This window comes from Rhodanobacter sp. OR87 (assembly GCF_000473345.1).
Lineage (GTDB): Bacteria > Pseudomonadota > Gammaproteobacteria > Xanthomonadales > Rhodanobacteraceae > Rhodanobacter > Rhodanobacter denitrificans.
This window is the reverse complement of record NZ_AXBJ01000004.1, coordinates 42,901-56,321: the sequence shown is the minus strand read 5'-3', so window position 1 is coordinate 56,321 and position 13,421 is coordinate 42,901. Positions and strand designations below refer to the sequence as shown.

Below are 13,421 nucleotides of genomic sequence, written 5' to 3'. Positions count from 1 at the left end.
TCTTGGTGCGAATGCGAAAGGGTGGGGAGCGTCAGGCCGCGCTGGCTTCGAGCCGTGGCGGCGGTTGCGCCACGACGTCGGCGCCTGCGGCATCGCGCACACCCAGGCGCCGCTGCAGTGCCGGGCTGGTGGTCGTGTACTGCAGGTTCGCCTTGTCGCCGGGATGCCGGTGCGCATGCGCGGCAAAGGCGCACAGTGCCGTTTCGTGGAAGCCGCAGAGGATCAGCTTCTTCTTGCCGGGATAGGTATTGATGTCGCCCACCGCGAACACGCCAGGCACCGAGGTCTGCAACGTCGACGGATCCACCACCAGCTGCTGGCGCTCCAGCGCCAGTCCCCAGTCGGCGATCGGCCCCAGCGCCGGATGCAGGCCCCAGAACACCAGCAGCTGCGACGCCTCGATACGCCGGACCATGCCGCTGCGCGTGCGCACGCGGACCTGCGCCAGCGTTTCATCGCTGGTTTCCAGCCCGACGATGTCGCCTTCGCAGAACTGCATGCGGCCCTCGTCGCACAGCGTCTGCATGCGCGCCACGCTGGCCGGCGCCGCGCGGAAGCTGGACGAGCGATGCACCAGCACCATGCTGCGTACCCGCTCGACCAGGGCCAGCGCCCAGTCCAGCGCCGCGTCGCCGCCGCCGGCGATCACGATGTCCTCGCCGTCGAACAGCGCCGGCTGCGCCACCTTGTAGTGCAGCGTGCGGCCCACCAGCGGTGCGGCTTCCGGCAGGTCGAGCGTGCGCGGCGCGAACGCGCCCAGGCCGCCGGCGATGATCACCGCGCCGGCATCGAACACGAGCCCGCCGCTGGTGCGCAGGCTGAAGCGGCCGTTCGCCAGGCGCTCCAGCGAGGTGACGGTGTGGCCCAGGTGGAACTGCGGCGCGAACGGGCGGATCTGCTGCTGCAGGCGCTCGATCAGCTCGCGCCCGCTGCACACCGGCACCGCCGGGATGTCATAGATCGGCTTGTCCGGATAGAGCTCCGTGCACTGGCCGCCGGCATGCGGCACGGCATCGATCACGTGCGCATCCAGCCCCAGCAGGCCCAGCTCGAAAACCTGGAACAGGCCGACCGGGCCCGCTCCGATGATGACGGTGTCGCAGCTGATCATGGATGAATCCGCCGTGTGGACGGTGCGGATCATGCGCGCACACGAAGGCGGTACTTTTGACTTCGATCAGATATGGCCGGGCGATTCGTGCGGTCCAATGCCGCACGCGGGCGCTGCGTCAGCGCGAGGCCGGCTGCAGCACCAGCGTGTGCCGCGTCGCGCCCGGCAGCAGCGGCGTCGGTCGTCCCTGGAGCCAGTCCGCGTGACCCGCGCCGAAATACGGCGACAGCGGGTGGTCGCTCTGGCCGCCAGGCATGTTGAGGATGCCTTCGGCCTCGTGGCCGGGGGCGACATCGAGGTGTTCGGAGGCGCCGAAGCCGGGGGCGGCGACGTGCGGCATGTTGTTGTCGCCGGAGATCGGCTGGTCGGGCATGTCGATGAAGCGGGCCAGCCACGACGGCAGGGCGGCGGACAGCGGGTGGCGGATGCCGGTGCGGTTGTGCTTGCCCCAGCGGCGGGCAGCGAGGCCGCCGGGTTGTTGGCCGAGTTCGTCCGTCACCTGCTTCGCCGCGTCGATGAGCAGGCTGTGCCAATCCGGGTAGGCCGGATCGAGCAGTTGCGCGGGTTGCTGCTGGAGCAGCGTCCACACCGCGGCTTCGGCGCTGTTCTCGCCGGGCCAGCCGAAATCCGCGTAGCGCTGTTTCACGCGGGCGACAAACGGTGCCAGCACGGCCGCGCTGACCTGGCGGCGGAAGGCGCGTACCAGCTGGTAATCGACGCCGTCGACGGCGGCGCGTCCGCGCCAGGCGGCGGTGAGCCGACGCAGCGGCTGCAGCGATGGATCGGTGCTGTCGGCCAGGGTGTCCTGCAGCAGGCGCTGCCAGCGGGAGAGGAACACGGCGCGGTCGTCCAGCTGGATGTCGAGCAGGTCGCCGGGAGTGAAGCTGGGGCGGGCGTGCAGGTCGTCGCGGATCTGCTGGGCGCGGGCACCGAGGTCGTGGCCGCCGTTGCCGAGCAGGCTCAGCGCGTCGCCGTCGACGGTGCGGTTGTTCGCCGTCCACAGACGGCCGTCGGCGGGGTTCTCGATACGCGGGTAGCTGGCGGGCGCAGCCCAGCCCTGCCAGCCGCTGCCGGGCCTGGACCAGTCCGACGGCAGCAGCGGGTCGATGCCGGCGCGCAACGGGACGCTGTTGCCGGCGAGGGTCCAGCCGATCTCGCCGCGGCTGTCGGCGACCAGCAGGTTCTGCGGCGGCATGCCGAGATGCGGCGCCAGATCGAGCGCCGCGGCCACGTCGGGCGCATGCTCCAGCTGCATCAGGTCGAGGTTGTAGCCGTGCGGACGGCCGCCGATCCAGGCCAGCGCCAGCGGCGTGCCGTCGGTGTCGGTGCCCATGATCGGACCCCAGCGGGTGTCCTCGATCTTGAGGATGGTGTCGGGGCGACCCTTGACCTGGATGTGCTCGTCGTGGGTTTCGATGGCCGCCCAGCCGTCCGGCACGCGGTAGCGGGAAGCATCGGCCGGGTCGCGCCGCACGCGCACCCAGTCCTGCCAGTCGCCGTAGCTGTTGGTGAAACCCCAGGCGATCTGGCCGTTGGAGCCGACGATGATCGCCGGCGTGCCGGGCAGGCTGACGCCGTTGACGTCGCGCCGGCCGCCCGGCGCGGTGGGGTCGGGGTAGCGCAGGCGCGTGCGGAACCAGATGTTCGGTACGCGCAGGCCCAGGTGCATGTCATTCGCCAGCAGCGCCGCGCCGCTGCCGGTGAGCGTGCCGGCGACGGCGAAGTTGTTGCTGCCGGGGCGCGGCGCATCCAGCGCCGGCACCAGTGCGGCGGCCAGCGCCGTCGACGATCCGGTCGCCGGTGCGAGTCGACGCAGGTCGAACACGTCGGCGGCGGGAAGCACCGGCGAGCGCGACAGCCGGCCGCGCAACGGTGCCTCCCAGTCGGGGTCGGGCGCCAGCAGGAAATCCACCAGCGGGCCGGGCAGCACCGCGCGCATCTGCGCCATGCGCAGTTCGCGCTCGTTGCGGGCGTCGCCGTTCAAGTCCAGGTACATCGCGGCGATCACCAGCATGCTGTCTTCCGCGCGCCACGGTTGCGGCCGGCTGCCCAGCAGCAGGTATTCCCACGGCCGCACGCGCAGGTCGGCAAGGCCGGCGTTGACGCCGTCGCGGTAACGGTCGAGTTGGTGCCGCTCCGCGGGCGGCAAGTGCGCGTACGCGGCCGCGGCTATTGCGCGCAGCCGATGGCGGCGATGGTCGAGATCGACCTTCAGCGCCGCCGGCCCGACCAGCGCGGACAGTTCGCCGGCGCTCAGGCGGCGCATCAGGTCCATCGCGAAGAAGCGCTCCTGCGCGTGCACGTAGCCCAGCGCATAGCTGATGTCGGCGCGGTTCTTCCCCTCGATGGTGACCGTGCCCAGCGCATCGCGGGTGATGCTGACCGCGGCAGCCAGGCTGGCGGCGGGACGCACTCCATCCAGCCGGGCGCGACTGCCGGCGAGCAGATACCAGCCGGTGACGAAGGCGGCCAGCAGCAGCGCCGGCAGGGCGAGCAGCAGGACGCGCAGGAGCTGCCGGCGGCGCACCGTCATGGCCGGGAAAACACCGCGAAGATGCCCGCGTACGGCTTGACCATGAACGCCGGGGCGCCGGCGTAGCCTTCGCCGTCGACGTACAGCTGCGAGATGCTGCCGTCCAGGTACAGCGCGTCGCGGCAGCCCAGCTTGTCGCGGAACAGCCGTCCGAACGCGTGGAAGTTCACCGGCGTCTCGCTCACCGCGAACACCACCTCGGTGGGCGTCTTCGCGCAGACCCCGCTGCGCCATTTCAGGCTGGACGAGTCGTCGAGGAACTGCTCGTTGAGCTTGCCGTCGATCAGCAGCATCGGCCCGGACTGGGTGGCCCACTGCGCGCTCTTGCCGTCGGCCTTGAACGCGGCGCTGGTGCGCACCGCGGCGTGGCCGTCCGGGTACACGGCGAACACGCCGTTCGGCAGCAGCGAGAAATTGCCCGAAGCCGGGTTGCCGTGCGCCAGGTTCAGCGGCACCACGGTCCTGCCATTCTCCACGTGCAGGCCCAGCGGCGCGAACTTGTGGTCGTAGATGCCCGCGTTCGCCGCGAACAGCAGCCGCTGGCCACGCGCCTCGCCCCACTGGCGCAGCGCCTCGATGCTGCCGAACGGCTGGCCGCTGGCGGGTTCGCGCCAGTGCAGGCTGAGCTGCTCGCGTTTCAGGTTCACGTGCACCACGCGGTAGTTCTGGCCCTCGAACGCCAGCTCGCGGCTGTCCAGTGCTCGTGCGCCCGGCGCGCAGCCGTACACGCCGGCAAGCAGCAGCAGCGGCAGCACGCGCGGCAGCATGCGTCGCAGCGGCGAAACCGGAAAGGGACGGGGCAGGGAAGCGGGTACGCGCATCCGTCGATGGTCGCCGCCCGGCCGCGCCGGTGCAAGTCCGCACCTGCAGCGTGCGGCGGCTGCCGCTAAACTGGGTTCTTTTCGCGGTGCCCGTCCATGCCCTATACCCCGATAGTGGCCACGCTCGGTTACGTGCTGTCGCCCGATCGCAGCGAGGTGCTGATGATCCACCGCAACGCGCGGCCGGACGACCTGCACCTGGGCAAGTACAACGGCCTCGGCGGCAAGATGGAGCCGGGCGAGGACATCGCCGTGTGCATGCGCCGGGAGATCCGCGAGGAGGCCGGCATCGAGTGCGAGTCGATGCAATTGCGCGGCACGTTGAACTGGCCAGGCTTCGGCAAGCATGGCGAAGACTGGCTGGGTTTCATTTTCGTGATCGACCGCTACAGCGGCACGCCGCAGACGGCCAACCACGAGGGCACGCTGGAATGGGTGGCGCGCACGCGCCTGCTGGAGCTGCCGATGTGGGAAGGCGACCGCCATTTCCTGCCGCTGGTGTTCGACGCCGACCCGCGCCCGTTCCACGGCGTGATGCCGTACCGGGACGGCCGCATGCAATCGTGGTCGTACACGCGGCTGTAGCGTTCATCCCGTTGCCCCGGCCGGGAGCGGGAGTGGAGGCTCACGCCACGTCGGCGAGCCACGCCGGGCTGCCGAACTTGGTCTGCGCCAGCGCTTCGGCCTGGGCCAGTTCGTCCGTGCGCAGGCGGTGGTCGGTGAGTCCGTGCAGGCGGCGGAAGGTCGCGATCATGCGCTCGATCACCGCCTCGCGCGGCAGGCCGGTCTGGCTGCGCAGCGGATCGACCCGCTTGGCCGCGCTGACGGTGCCCTTGTCGGACAGTTTCTCGCGGCCGATGCGCAGCACGTCCAGCATCTTCGCCGCGTCGATGTCGTAGGCCATGGTGACGTGATGCAGCACCGCGCCGCCGCGGTGCACCTGGGCGGCGCCGGCGATCTTGCCGCCTTCGGAGGTGATGTCGTTGAGCGGCTGGTACCAGGCCTTGATGCCCAGTTCGCCGAGCGCTTCGAGCACCCAGGCGTCGAAGAAGGCGTAGCCTTCCTGGAACGACAGCCCCTTGACCAGCGACTGCGGCGCATAGATCGAATAGGTGATCGTGTTGCCCGGCTCGATGAACATCGCGCCGCCGCCGGAAACCCGGCGCACCACCTCGATGCCGTGGCGCCGGGCCGCCTCGCCGTCCACTTCGTTGCGCAGCGACTGGAAGCGGCCGATCACCACCGCCGACGCGGCCCATTCCCAGATGCGCAGGGTCGGCGCGCGGCGGCCGGCGCCGACCTCGTGGGTCAGCACGTCGTCCAGCGCCATGTGCAGGGTGGGCGATTGCGGCGCGGTGTGGATCAGCTGCCAGTCGTGGTCGCGCCAGTCGGTGCGTATCATGCTTCGGCTTCCCTGTGCAAGGCGCGGCGCACGGCTACCGCGATCGCTTCCGGCGACAGACCATACATCATCACGTCCGGCGAGAGCTCCTGCTTCACGGCGGCGGCGAGTGCCGCTTCGTCGGCGAGCGCCGGCTGGCCTTCCAGCGCGCGGTTGATTGCCTCCAATGCACTGTCCGGCTCGAGGAAGAAGTCGCCGCTCAGCTGCACGTCGGCGAGACGGCCCTCGCGCACGGTGAGGTCGATCACCACCAGCTTGCCGCCGGGCATCTTGTATTCGCCGTGCATGTACGCGTCCCGAATGTCCTCGAATCTGTGTAAGTGTGCCTCGTGGCGCCCGCCATGCCAAAGGCGGCGACATCATGCCGCCGCTTTTGGGCGGGTTCAGCGCATCTCCGGCGTCAATGCCCTGGCGATCGATTCCCACGGCACATGTTTGCAATTCTGGCTTTGCGTGGGCAGCACGTCAGACATGACTTCTGAAAAGCTCGTGGTGGATGCCGGCCGGGCCTGGCGCGTCAGATTTGCGCCAGGCCGCCGTCGACGGCGACCTCGCTGGCGGTCATGAAGCTGCTGTCCGGCGACGCGAGAAATGCAGCGACCGCGCCGATCTCCGCCGGATCGGCCATGCGCTGGAGTGGGTTCATCGAGGCGAAGGCCTTCAGGCCCTCCTCGCCCACCGCGGCCTTCGCCAGTTCGGTCGCCGTCGGACCGGGCGACAGCACGTTGACGCGGATGCCGGTGCCTTTCAGGTCCTCCGCCCAGGTCTTGGCGAGGTTGCGCACGGCCGCCTTGCTCGCACTGTAGGCGCCGAATGCCGGGGCACCAGTGGTGCCGGCGCTCGATCCGGTCAGGATGATCGAACCGCCCGTGCCCATCAGCGGCAGTGCTTTCTGCACCGTGAAAATCGTGCCCTTCACGTTGGTGTCGAACGTTTCGTCGATGTGTTCGGCGGTGATCTCGCCGAGCGCAAGCAGGCTTCCCGTCCCGGCATTGGCGAAGACGATGTCGAGGGTGCCGCGCTCGGCCTTCACTGCCGCGTAAAGGCGGTCGAGATCGGCCTCGTCGGAGACCGAGCCCTGCACCGCGCGGGCGTTGGGCCCGAGGTCAGCCACGGCAGCGTCGAGCGCTTCCTGCCGGCGGCCGAAGATGAAGACGAACGCGCCTTCATCGATGAAACGCTTTGCCGCCGCGCGGCCGATGCCGGTGGCGCCACCGGTGATCACGGCGGTTTTTCCATTCAGTCTGGTCACGTCTTTGATCCTTGGTCGGGATGGCACAGATAGGTGATTACGATGCGGCGCCGGCGGTCGCCGGTCGCTCGGGTTCGTTCTTGAACAGGTCCTGGAAGATCAGCGGCGCCCAGCTCTTGTCCCGCACCTGTACCAGCGCGCCGCCTTCTGCAAGCTTCCCGAGATTGACGGGTGCGAAACCCAGTTGTTCGGACAGGTCCGCCACCTGCGCCGCGGCGGCCTGGTCGTCGCTCGACAGGAACACCACGCGGCGGCTGCCGTTGACGTTCGGATCGGCGGCCAGCGTCCTCGCGGGCAGATGGTTGAAGCCCTTCACGAAGCGGGCGCCGGGGAAGGCCTTGGCGACGTCGGCAGAAGACAGGCCCTCGAAGCCGTTCATCGCATCCACGATCGTCTTGCCCTGCCAGCTCGGCAGCATCTTGGCGACCTCGCGATGCCCCTCGAAGAGAACGGCCAGGAAAATCACGTCCGCCTTGAGCGCTTCCTGCAGCGTCCGGGGAACGACCGTGGATCCGATCGCCTGCGCCTGCGGCAGCAGCGCTTCGGGCGCGCGCCGGCTGGCGACGGAGACTTCGATGTTGTTGCGGGCGAAAGCGCGGGCGAGGGCCTGACCGATGGCGCCGAAACCGATGATGGCGTAGCTCATGGAGATGATCCTTTTCAGTACGGGGATGGAGTGGGCCGGCCCGCTCGGGCCGGTTGCCCCATCAATCTGGGTCGCTTGACGCATCAAACCAATTGACGAAACATCGCTTAATACGATCTGTTTTCTGGATAACCCGTGCTCGACAACGTCACCATCAACCAGCTGCGTGCGTTCGTTGCGGTGTGCGACCAGGGCAGCTTTTCGGGTGCGGCGCGGAAACTGGCGCGCGCACAGTCGGCCATCAGCCACGCGATCAAGGCGCTGGAAAGCGCGTTCGATGTCGAGTTGTTCGAGCGCAATACACGCAAGGCGCAGCTCACCGCCGCGGGGCGCAGCCTCCTGCCGGATGCGCGTGCGGTGATCTCACGCACCGAGGAAATGAAGAACCGCGCCGGCGCGATCGCCAGGGTGGGGGCGCCGCAGGTGTCGGTGGCGGTGGATGCCTACTTTCCACGCACCCACCTGATCGACTGCTTGCGCACGCTGCAGCAGGAGTTTCCGACCGCCGCGATCAACCTGCGCATCACCACCATGCAGGGCGGCGAGCACCTGGTGCTCGAAAAGCTGTGCGCCCTGGCCGTCACGATCGAGAACGTGCCGGAGGTGAACCCGGACGCCATCGAACGCCACTGGTTGCGCGAGGAGGAAATGGTGACGGTATGCGCGCCATCCTATCCGCTCGCTTCGACCCCCAAACCCATCCCCGTGGACGAGTTCGGCCGACACACCCAGATCGTCGTCACCGACAACCAGCCCGGCGCAGAAAAGACCCAGCAGGGCGTTGCCGGCAAGCGCCAGTGGCTGGTCAACGACCTCGGCGCCAAACGCGACCTGCTCAAGGCCGGCCTCGGCTGGGGACACTTGCCGCGGCACCTCGTCAGCGAGGATCTGGCCAGCGGAGAGCTCGTCGAACTCGAGCGTCGCGCCTGGCACATGGGGACGCTCACGTTCATGCTCTCGCAGCGTCGGAGGTACGATCTTTCAGCATGCGAGTCGCGGCTGGTCGCGCTGCTTGGGGGACCTTAGCTGCATGCGGTCGCAGAGGCGCGCATGCGTTGCCGCTCATGGCCGCTCGCAGCCTGAAGCAGACGGTCAACGCTGGAGTTGAGCGGGCGGCTTGGCGGTGCTGTCAGATACCATTGCGATCAACGACGCGCAAGCATGACCTGGCCGTGGCCCGCACGACCTCTCCGGGATTTTCGGCGCGGTACTGGAAAACGCCGTGCGTTACGCGCGCCGCCAGGTTCGCGTCTGCGCCATGGCCGGCCCCAAGTCCGAGTGGACGCGGTTCCTGCTTCAGTGGTCGCGGCGGCCGTTGAAATGGCCGGTGCCGCCACCAATCGAAATGCTGACGCCGCCGCTGGGATGGTCGCAGCTGCCGAAGGCCTTGCTGAGGTTGACCGTGCCGGTCTGGTAGTTGCCGCTGACATGGTTGCCGCCGACCACGCCCATCCCGACGCTGCCGTGCATCTGCGGCTGGTTGTAGCTGTAGTCGTCGCAGTCGTCGGTGGGCGTCGCGGCGGCTGTGGTGTCGTTGTTGCCCATGCGTCCGCTGGTGTCGCCGTAATACACGCCGGGTGCGCTGGCAGCGGGCTTGGCGGCCGTGCTGCTGGCGGCGGGGGTGTCGCTGGGCAGCAGCTTGAGGTTCAACGGCTTGCCGGCCGTCTGCGCCCACGCCGTGGTGGCCAGCAGGCTGGCGGCGAGGGCGACGAGATGCCGTGGGATGTTCATGCACACTCCGGGGTTGTCACGTAGTCAACGCATGATGGCGCATCGGCGTGTACGTCCCTGTTGGAAAGGCCGGACGTCGACAAGTTCCTCCGACCGGGTTCCTGCTCCCGCAAGTCGTGATCAGCCGGTGGTCTCGATTCGCTCCACCCGGCGCAGGCCGCGCGGCAGCAGGCCGCCGCGGGTGGCGCGGTTGCCGCCGTACTCGACCAGGTCGGCCCACTTCAGGGTCAGCTTGCGTGCGCCGGCGTACATCGTGACCTCGCCCTTGCCCTCGCTGACTACCGTCACGCCGGCCACGCGCTCGCCCTCGGCCAGCTGCTTCTTCGGAATCTCGATCAGCTTGTTGCCCTTGCCCTTGTCCAGTTCCGGCAGCTCGGCCACCGAGAACATCAGCAGATGCCCTTCGCTGCTGACCACCACGATGCGATCGCGCGCCGGGTCGGCGCTGATTTGCGGCGCCAGCACCTTCGCGCCGTCGCTGAGCGAGATGATCTGCTTGCCGGCCTTGTTGCGCCCGGTGAGCGATTCGAAGCGGGTGACGAAGCCGTAGCCGAAGTCGGTGGCGAGGATCAACCGGGTGTCGTTGTCGCCGGCGATCACCGCGTCGAAGCTGGCGCCCGCGGCCGGGCTGAAGCGGCCGGTCAGCGGCTCGCCGTTGCCGCGCGCCGAGGGCAGCGTGTGCGCCGGCGTGGAGTAGGCGCGGCCGGTGGAGTCGATGAACGCGACCTGCTGTGTCGTGCGCGCCTTCACCGCGGCGAGCAGGCCGTCACCTTCGCGGTAGTTCAGGGCCTCGGCGTCGATGTCGTGGCCCTTGGCGGCGCGCGCCCAGCCCTTCTGCGAGAGCACCACGGTGACCGGTTCGCTGGCCACCAGCGCGCTCTCGTCCAGCGCATGCGCCACTTCGCGCTCGACCAGCGGCGAGCGGCGTGCGTCGCCGAATTTCTCGGCATCGGCGCGCAGTTCGTCCTTGATCAGACTCTTCAGCTTGGCCGGCGATTTCAGCAGCACGTTGATGCGCGCGCGCTCCTCTTCGAGCTGGTCGCGCTCGGCGTTGATCTTCATCTCCTCCAGCCGCGCCAGCTGGCGCAGGCGGGTTTCGAGGATGTAGTCGGTCTGTTCCTCGCTGAGCCGGAGGCGCGCCATCAGCACCGGCTTGGGCTCGTCCTCGCTGCGCACGATGCGGATGACTTCGTCGAGGTTGAGGTAGGCGATGTGCAGGCCTTCGAGCAGGTGCAGGCGGCGGTCGACCTTGGCCAGGCGATGTTCCAGGCGCCGGGTGACGGTGCTGGTGCGGAAGCTAAGCCACTCGGTGAGGATGCGCTTGAGGTCTTTCACCTGCGGCCGGCCGTCCAGCCCGATCATGTTGAGGTTGACGCGGAAGCTCTTCTCCATGTCCGTGGTGGCGAACAGGTGCTGCATGGTCTCGTCGGCGTCGACGCGGTTCGAACGCGGCACGATCACCAGCCGGATCGGATTCTCGTGGTCGGACTCGTCGCGCAGGTCCTCGATCATCGGCAGCTTCTTCGCGCGCATCTGCGCGGCGATCTGCTCGAGGATCTTCGACGGGCTGACCTGGTGCGGCAGCGCGGTGATCACGATGTTGCCTTCCTCGCGCTGGTACACCGCGCGGGCGCGCACCGAACCGCCGCCGGTCTGGTACATCGCCAGCAGGTCGGCACGCGGGGTGATGATCTCCGCCTCGGTCGGGTAGTCCGGCCCACGCACGTGCTCGCACAGGTCGGCGACGGTGGCGTCCGGATCGTCCAGCAGGCGGATGCACGCGGTGGCCAGCTCGCGCAGGTTGTGCGGTGGGATGTCGGTGGCCATGCCCACCGCGATGCCCATCGAGCCGTTCAGCAGCACGTGCGGCACGCGCGCCGGCAGCCAGCTCGGCTCGTCCATGGTGCCGTCGAAGTTCGGCACCCAGTCCACCGTGCCCTGGCCCAGTTCGCCCAGCAGCGCCTCGGCGATCGGGCTGAGCTTGGATTCGGTGTAGCGCATCGCGGCGAAGCTCTTCGGGTCGTCCGGCGAGCCGAAGTTGCCCTGGCCGTCGACCAGCGGATAGCGGTACGAGAACGGCTGCGCCATCAGCACCATCGCCTCGTAGCACGACGAGTCGCCGTGCGGATGGAACTTGCCGATCACGTCGCCGATGGTGCGCGCCGATTTCTTCGGCTTCGCGGTGGCGGCCAGGCCCAGCTCGCTCATCGCGTAAATGATGCGCCGCTGCACCGGCTTCAGGCCGTCGCCGACGAACGGCAGCGCGCGGTCCAGCACCACGTACATCGAGTAGTCGAGATAGGCCCGCTCGGCGTATTCCTTCAGCGGGATCTGTTCGTAATTGGCTTGCAGGTTCATGCGGTTGGATCAGGGAAGTGGCGCGCGACGCGCGGGATAACCGGTCGATGGTGCCAGAAAGCGGCGGGGTCTTGTAGGCGCGGTTTCGGCCGCGATCTGCTATGGCACGCTGGCCGGCAGCGGCGGCGCGCGCAGCGGTACCGGGGTGGACTGCACGATCGAGGTGGTGGTCTGGCCGTGGCGCAGGAAGCGGTCGAGGATCAGGTCCAGGTGTTCCAGCGCGTCAAGGTGGACCTTGATGATGAAGCAGTCCTCGCCGGTGACGCGGTGGCACTCGACCACCTGCGGGATCTTCTGCGCGAGCTCGGCGATCTTCGGCAGTTGCCCGGGCACCGGGCGCACGCGCACGTAGGCGGTGACCGGCCAGCCCAGCGCCTTGGGGTCGAGGTCGAGCTGGTAGCCGCGGATCACCCCGGTTTCCTCCAGCCGGTTCAGGCGTTCCTTCACCGCCGGTGCCGACATGCCGACACGGCTGGCGAGCCGCGTGACGGGCTGGCGCGGATCGTCCTGCAGCGCCTGCAGCAGGGCGATATTGCGAGGGTCGGACAGCAAATTGGAAATCTGAGGCATGAGGCGTCACCGGCTTTCAAGTCAGAAAATATGGGTCGCTGATTCCTTCTTTTTGAGATGGATCATGCGCCGATCGTTTGTAAAAGTAGAGGCATGGACCATGAATCCGATGCCACCACGATCGAGCCGCCGTCACCGCCCCTCGCGGCCGGCGAACGCGTGCCGCCCTCGCTGTATTTCCTGGTCAGCGCGATCTTCCATTACCTGGGGCCCGCGTTCGCGGTGCTGCTGTTCGCCCACGTCGCGCCGCTCGGCGTGGCCTGGCTGCGGATCGCCAGCGCGGCGCTGATCTTCGCGCTGTGGCGACGGCCCTGGCGCTATTTCGCGCAGCAGAACGCCGCGGTGCGCTGGAACATCGTGGCGCTGGGCGCGGTGCTTGGCGGCATGAACGTCTGCTTCTACCTGGCGATCGACCGGCTGCCGCTGGCCACGGTCGGCGCGATCGAGTTCCTCGGCTCGATCGCGCTGGCCTGGGCCGGCCTGCACAGCCGCCGCAACGGGGTGGCGCTCGCGGTGGCGGCGGCCGGCGTGGCCATGCTGACCCACGTGCGTCTCGCCGGCACGGCCATCGGCTTTGCCTTCGCTTTCGCGAACTGCGCGCTGTTCATGCTGCACATCGTGCTCGGCCATCGCATCGCCAGGGGCGGCGGCGGCAACGGCATCGACCGGCTGGCCGCGGCAATGCTGGTGGCGCTGCTGGTCGTGATGCCGCTGGGCTGGCGCGAGGCGGCGGTGGCCTTCACCCATCCCGGCCTGCTGGCCGCCGGCATCGGCGTGGGCGTGTCGTCGTCGGTGATCCCGTACGTGTGCGACCAGCTGGCGATGGCGCGGCTGCCGCGCGCCACGTTCGCGCTGATGCTGGCGCTGCTGCCGGCCACTGCCTGCGCGATCGGCATCGTGGTGCTGCACCAGTTGCCGGGCCCGGCCGAGTTGACCGGCATCGCCATGGTCATCGCGGGCATCAACCTGCACCGGGCGGCGCCGCGCTGAACCCGCA

13 protein-coding genes are annotated in these 13,421 nt (G+C 68.8%); 3 read left to right on the top strand and 10 right to left on the bottom strand.

Annotation, left to right across the window (positions count from 1 at the left end; genetic code table 11):
- Window positions 1-31: 31 nt before the first annotated feature.
- The 3 genes from RHOOR87_RS0104860 to RHOOR87_RS0104850 form a co-directional block, all read right to left on the bottom strand.
- Window positions 32-1,111, bottom strand: a complete 1,080-nt coding sequence (locus tag RHOOR87_RS0104860) for an NAD(P)/FAD-dependent oxidoreductase (RefSeq protein WP_027484399.1) — start codon at window positions 1,109-1,111, stop codon at window positions 32-34.
- Window positions 1,112-1,229: 118 nt separating this feature from the next.
- Entirely contained in the window at window positions 1,230-3,644 is a 2,415-nt protein-coding gene (locus RHOOR87_RS0104855) for a penicillin acylase family protein (RefSeq protein WP_027484398.1), read from the bottom strand.
- Window positions 3,641-4,411 carry a phosphodiester glycosidase family protein gene (locus RHOOR87_RS0104850; protein ID WP_027484397.1) on the bottom strand — a complete coding sequence of 257 codons (771 nt, stop codon included), beginning with the start codon at window positions 4,409-4,411 and terminating at the stop codon, window positions 3,641-3,643. The genes RHOOR87_RS0104855 and RHOOR87_RS0104850 overlap by 4 nt, the downstream gene beginning before the upstream one ends.
- Before the next feature lie 150 nt (window positions 4,412-4,561).
- Between RHOOR87_RS0104850 and RHOOR87_RS0104845 the strand changes: the two genes are divergently transcribed.
- Window positions 4,562-5,050, top strand: coding sequence for an 8-oxo-dGTP diphosphatase (locus RHOOR87_RS0104845; protein WP_015448319.1), 489 nt, complete (start codon window positions 4,562-4,564; stop codon window positions 5,048-5,050).
- Window positions 5,051-5,090: 40 nt separating this feature from the next.
- On the opposite strand, the gene RHOOR87_RS0104840 is transcribed toward RHOOR87_RS0104845, so the two are convergent.
- The 4 genes from RHOOR87_RS0104840 to RHOOR87_RS0104825 form a co-directional block, all read right to left on the bottom strand.
- Window positions 5,091-5,867 carry a biotin/lipoate A/B protein ligase family protein gene (locus RHOOR87_RS0104840; RefSeq protein ID WP_027484396.1) on the bottom strand — a complete coding sequence of 259 codons (777 nt, stop codon included), beginning with the start codon at window positions 5,865-5,867 and terminating at the stop codon, window positions 5,091-5,093.
- The gene (locus RHOOR87_RS0104835) at window positions 5,864-6,154 is read right to left on the bottom strand and encodes a biotin/lipoate A/B protein ligase (RefSeq protein ID WP_007507689.1); all 291 of its coding nucleotides are present in this window, start codon (window positions 6,152-6,154) and stop codon (window positions 5,864-5,866) included. Before RHOOR87_RS0104835 ends, RHOOR87_RS0104840 begins: the two co-directional genes overlap by 4 nt.
- 230 nt (window positions 6,155-6,384) lie before the next feature.
- Entirely contained in the window at window positions 6,385-7,119 is a 735-nt protein-coding gene (locus RHOOR87_RS0104830; protein ID WP_027484395.1) for an SDR family oxidoreductase, read from the bottom strand.
- A gap of 37 nt (window positions 7,120-7,156) precedes the next feature.
- Window positions 7,157-7,765: an NAD(P)-binding domain-containing protein gene (locus RHOOR87_RS0104825; protein ID WP_027484394.1), complete on the bottom strand. Its 609-nt coding sequence runs from the start codon at window positions 7,763-7,765 to the stop codon at window positions 7,157-7,159.
- A gap of 135 nt (window positions 7,766-7,900) precedes the next feature.
- On the opposite strand from RHOOR87_RS0104825, the gene RHOOR87_RS0104820 reads away from it, so the two are divergent.
- Entirely contained in the window at window positions 7,901-8,791 is an 891-nt protein-coding gene (locus RHOOR87_RS0104820) for a LysR family transcriptional regulator (RefSeq protein ID WP_027484393.1), read from the top strand.
- Window positions 8,792-9,061: 270 nt separating this feature from the next.
- Here the strand turns inward: RHOOR87_RS0104820 and RHOOR87_RS0104815 are convergent, their stop codons facing one another.
- The 3 genes from RHOOR87_RS0104815 to RHOOR87_RS0104805 form a co-directional block, all read right to left on the bottom strand.
- Window positions 9,062-9,496: a hypothetical protein gene (locus RHOOR87_RS0104815; RefSeq protein ID WP_027484392.1), complete on the bottom strand. Its 435-nt coding sequence runs from the start codon at window positions 9,494-9,496 to the stop codon at window positions 9,062-9,064.
- Between the two features lie 120 nt (window positions 9,497-9,616).
- Window positions 9,617-11,854, bottom strand: coding sequence for a DNA topoisomerase IV subunit A (parC, locus tag RHOOR87_RS0104810; RefSeq protein WP_027484391.1), 2,238 nt, complete (start codon window positions 11,852-11,854; stop codon window positions 9,617-9,619).
- Between the two features lie 99 nt (window positions 11,855-11,953).
- The gene (locus RHOOR87_RS0104805) at window positions 11,954-12,424 is read right to left on the bottom strand and encodes an Lrp/AsnC family transcriptional regulator (protein ID WP_027484390.1); all 471 of its coding nucleotides are present in this window, start codon (window positions 12,422-12,424) and stop codon (window positions 11,954-11,956) included.
- A gap of 93 nt (window positions 12,425-12,517) precedes the next feature.
- Between RHOOR87_RS0104805 and RHOOR87_RS0104800 the strand changes: the two genes are divergently transcribed.
- Window positions 12,518-13,414 carry a membrane protein gene (locus RHOOR87_RS0104800; RefSeq protein ID WP_027484389.1) on the top strand — a complete coding sequence of 299 codons (897 nt, stop codon included), beginning with the start codon at window positions 12,518-12,520 and terminating at the stop codon, window positions 13,412-13,414.
- Window positions 13,415-13,421: the final 7 nt, after the last annotated feature.

Excerpts from the sequence above, each read along its gene's own strand:
- RHOOR87_RS0104860 (WP_027484399.1), bottom strand. The coding sequence starts at position 1,111 with ATGATCAGCTGCGACACCGTCATCATCGGAGCGGGCCCGGTCGGCCTG.
- RHOOR87_RS0104855 (WP_027484398.1), bottom strand. The coding sequence starts at position 3,644 with ATGACGGTGCGCCGCCGGCAGCTCCTGCGCGTCCTGCTGCTCGCCCTG.
- RHOOR87_RS0104850 (WP_027484397.1), bottom strand. The coding sequence starts at position 4,411 with ATGCTGCCGCGCGTGCTGCCGCTGCTGCTGCTTGCCGGCGTGTACGGC.
- RHOOR87_RS0104845 (WP_015448319.1), top strand. The coding sequence starts at position 4,562 with ATGCCCTATACCCCGATAGTGGCCACGCTCGGTTACGTGCTGTCGCCC.
- RHOOR87_RS0104840 (WP_027484396.1), bottom strand. The coding sequence starts at position 5,867 with ATGATACGCACCGACTGGCGCGACCACGACTGGCAGCTGATCCACACC.
- RHOOR87_RS0104835 (WP_007507689.1), bottom strand. The coding sequence starts at position 6,154 with ATGCACGGCGAATACAAGATGCCCGGCGGCAAGCTGGTGGTGATCGAC.
- RHOOR87_RS0104825 (WP_027484394.1), bottom strand. The coding sequence starts at position 7,765 with ATGAGCTACGCCATCATCGGTTTCGGCGCCATCGGTCAGGCCCTCGCC.
- RHOOR87_RS0104815 (WP_027484392.1), bottom strand. The coding sequence starts at position 9,496 with ATGAACATCCCACGGCATCTCGTCGCCCTCGCCGCCAGCCTGCTGGCC.
- parC (WP_027484391.1), bottom strand. The coding sequence starts at position 11,854 with ATGAACCTGCAAGCCAATTACGAACAGATCCCGCTGAAGGAATACGCC.
- RHOOR87_RS0104805 (WP_027484390.1), bottom strand. The coding sequence starts at position 12,424 with ATGCCTCAGATTTCCAATTTGCTGTCCGACCCTCGCAATATCGCCCTG.
- RHOOR87_RS0104800 (WP_027484389.1), top strand. The coding sequence starts at position 12,518 with ATGGACCATGAATCCGATGCCACCACGATCGAGCCGCCGTCACCGCCC.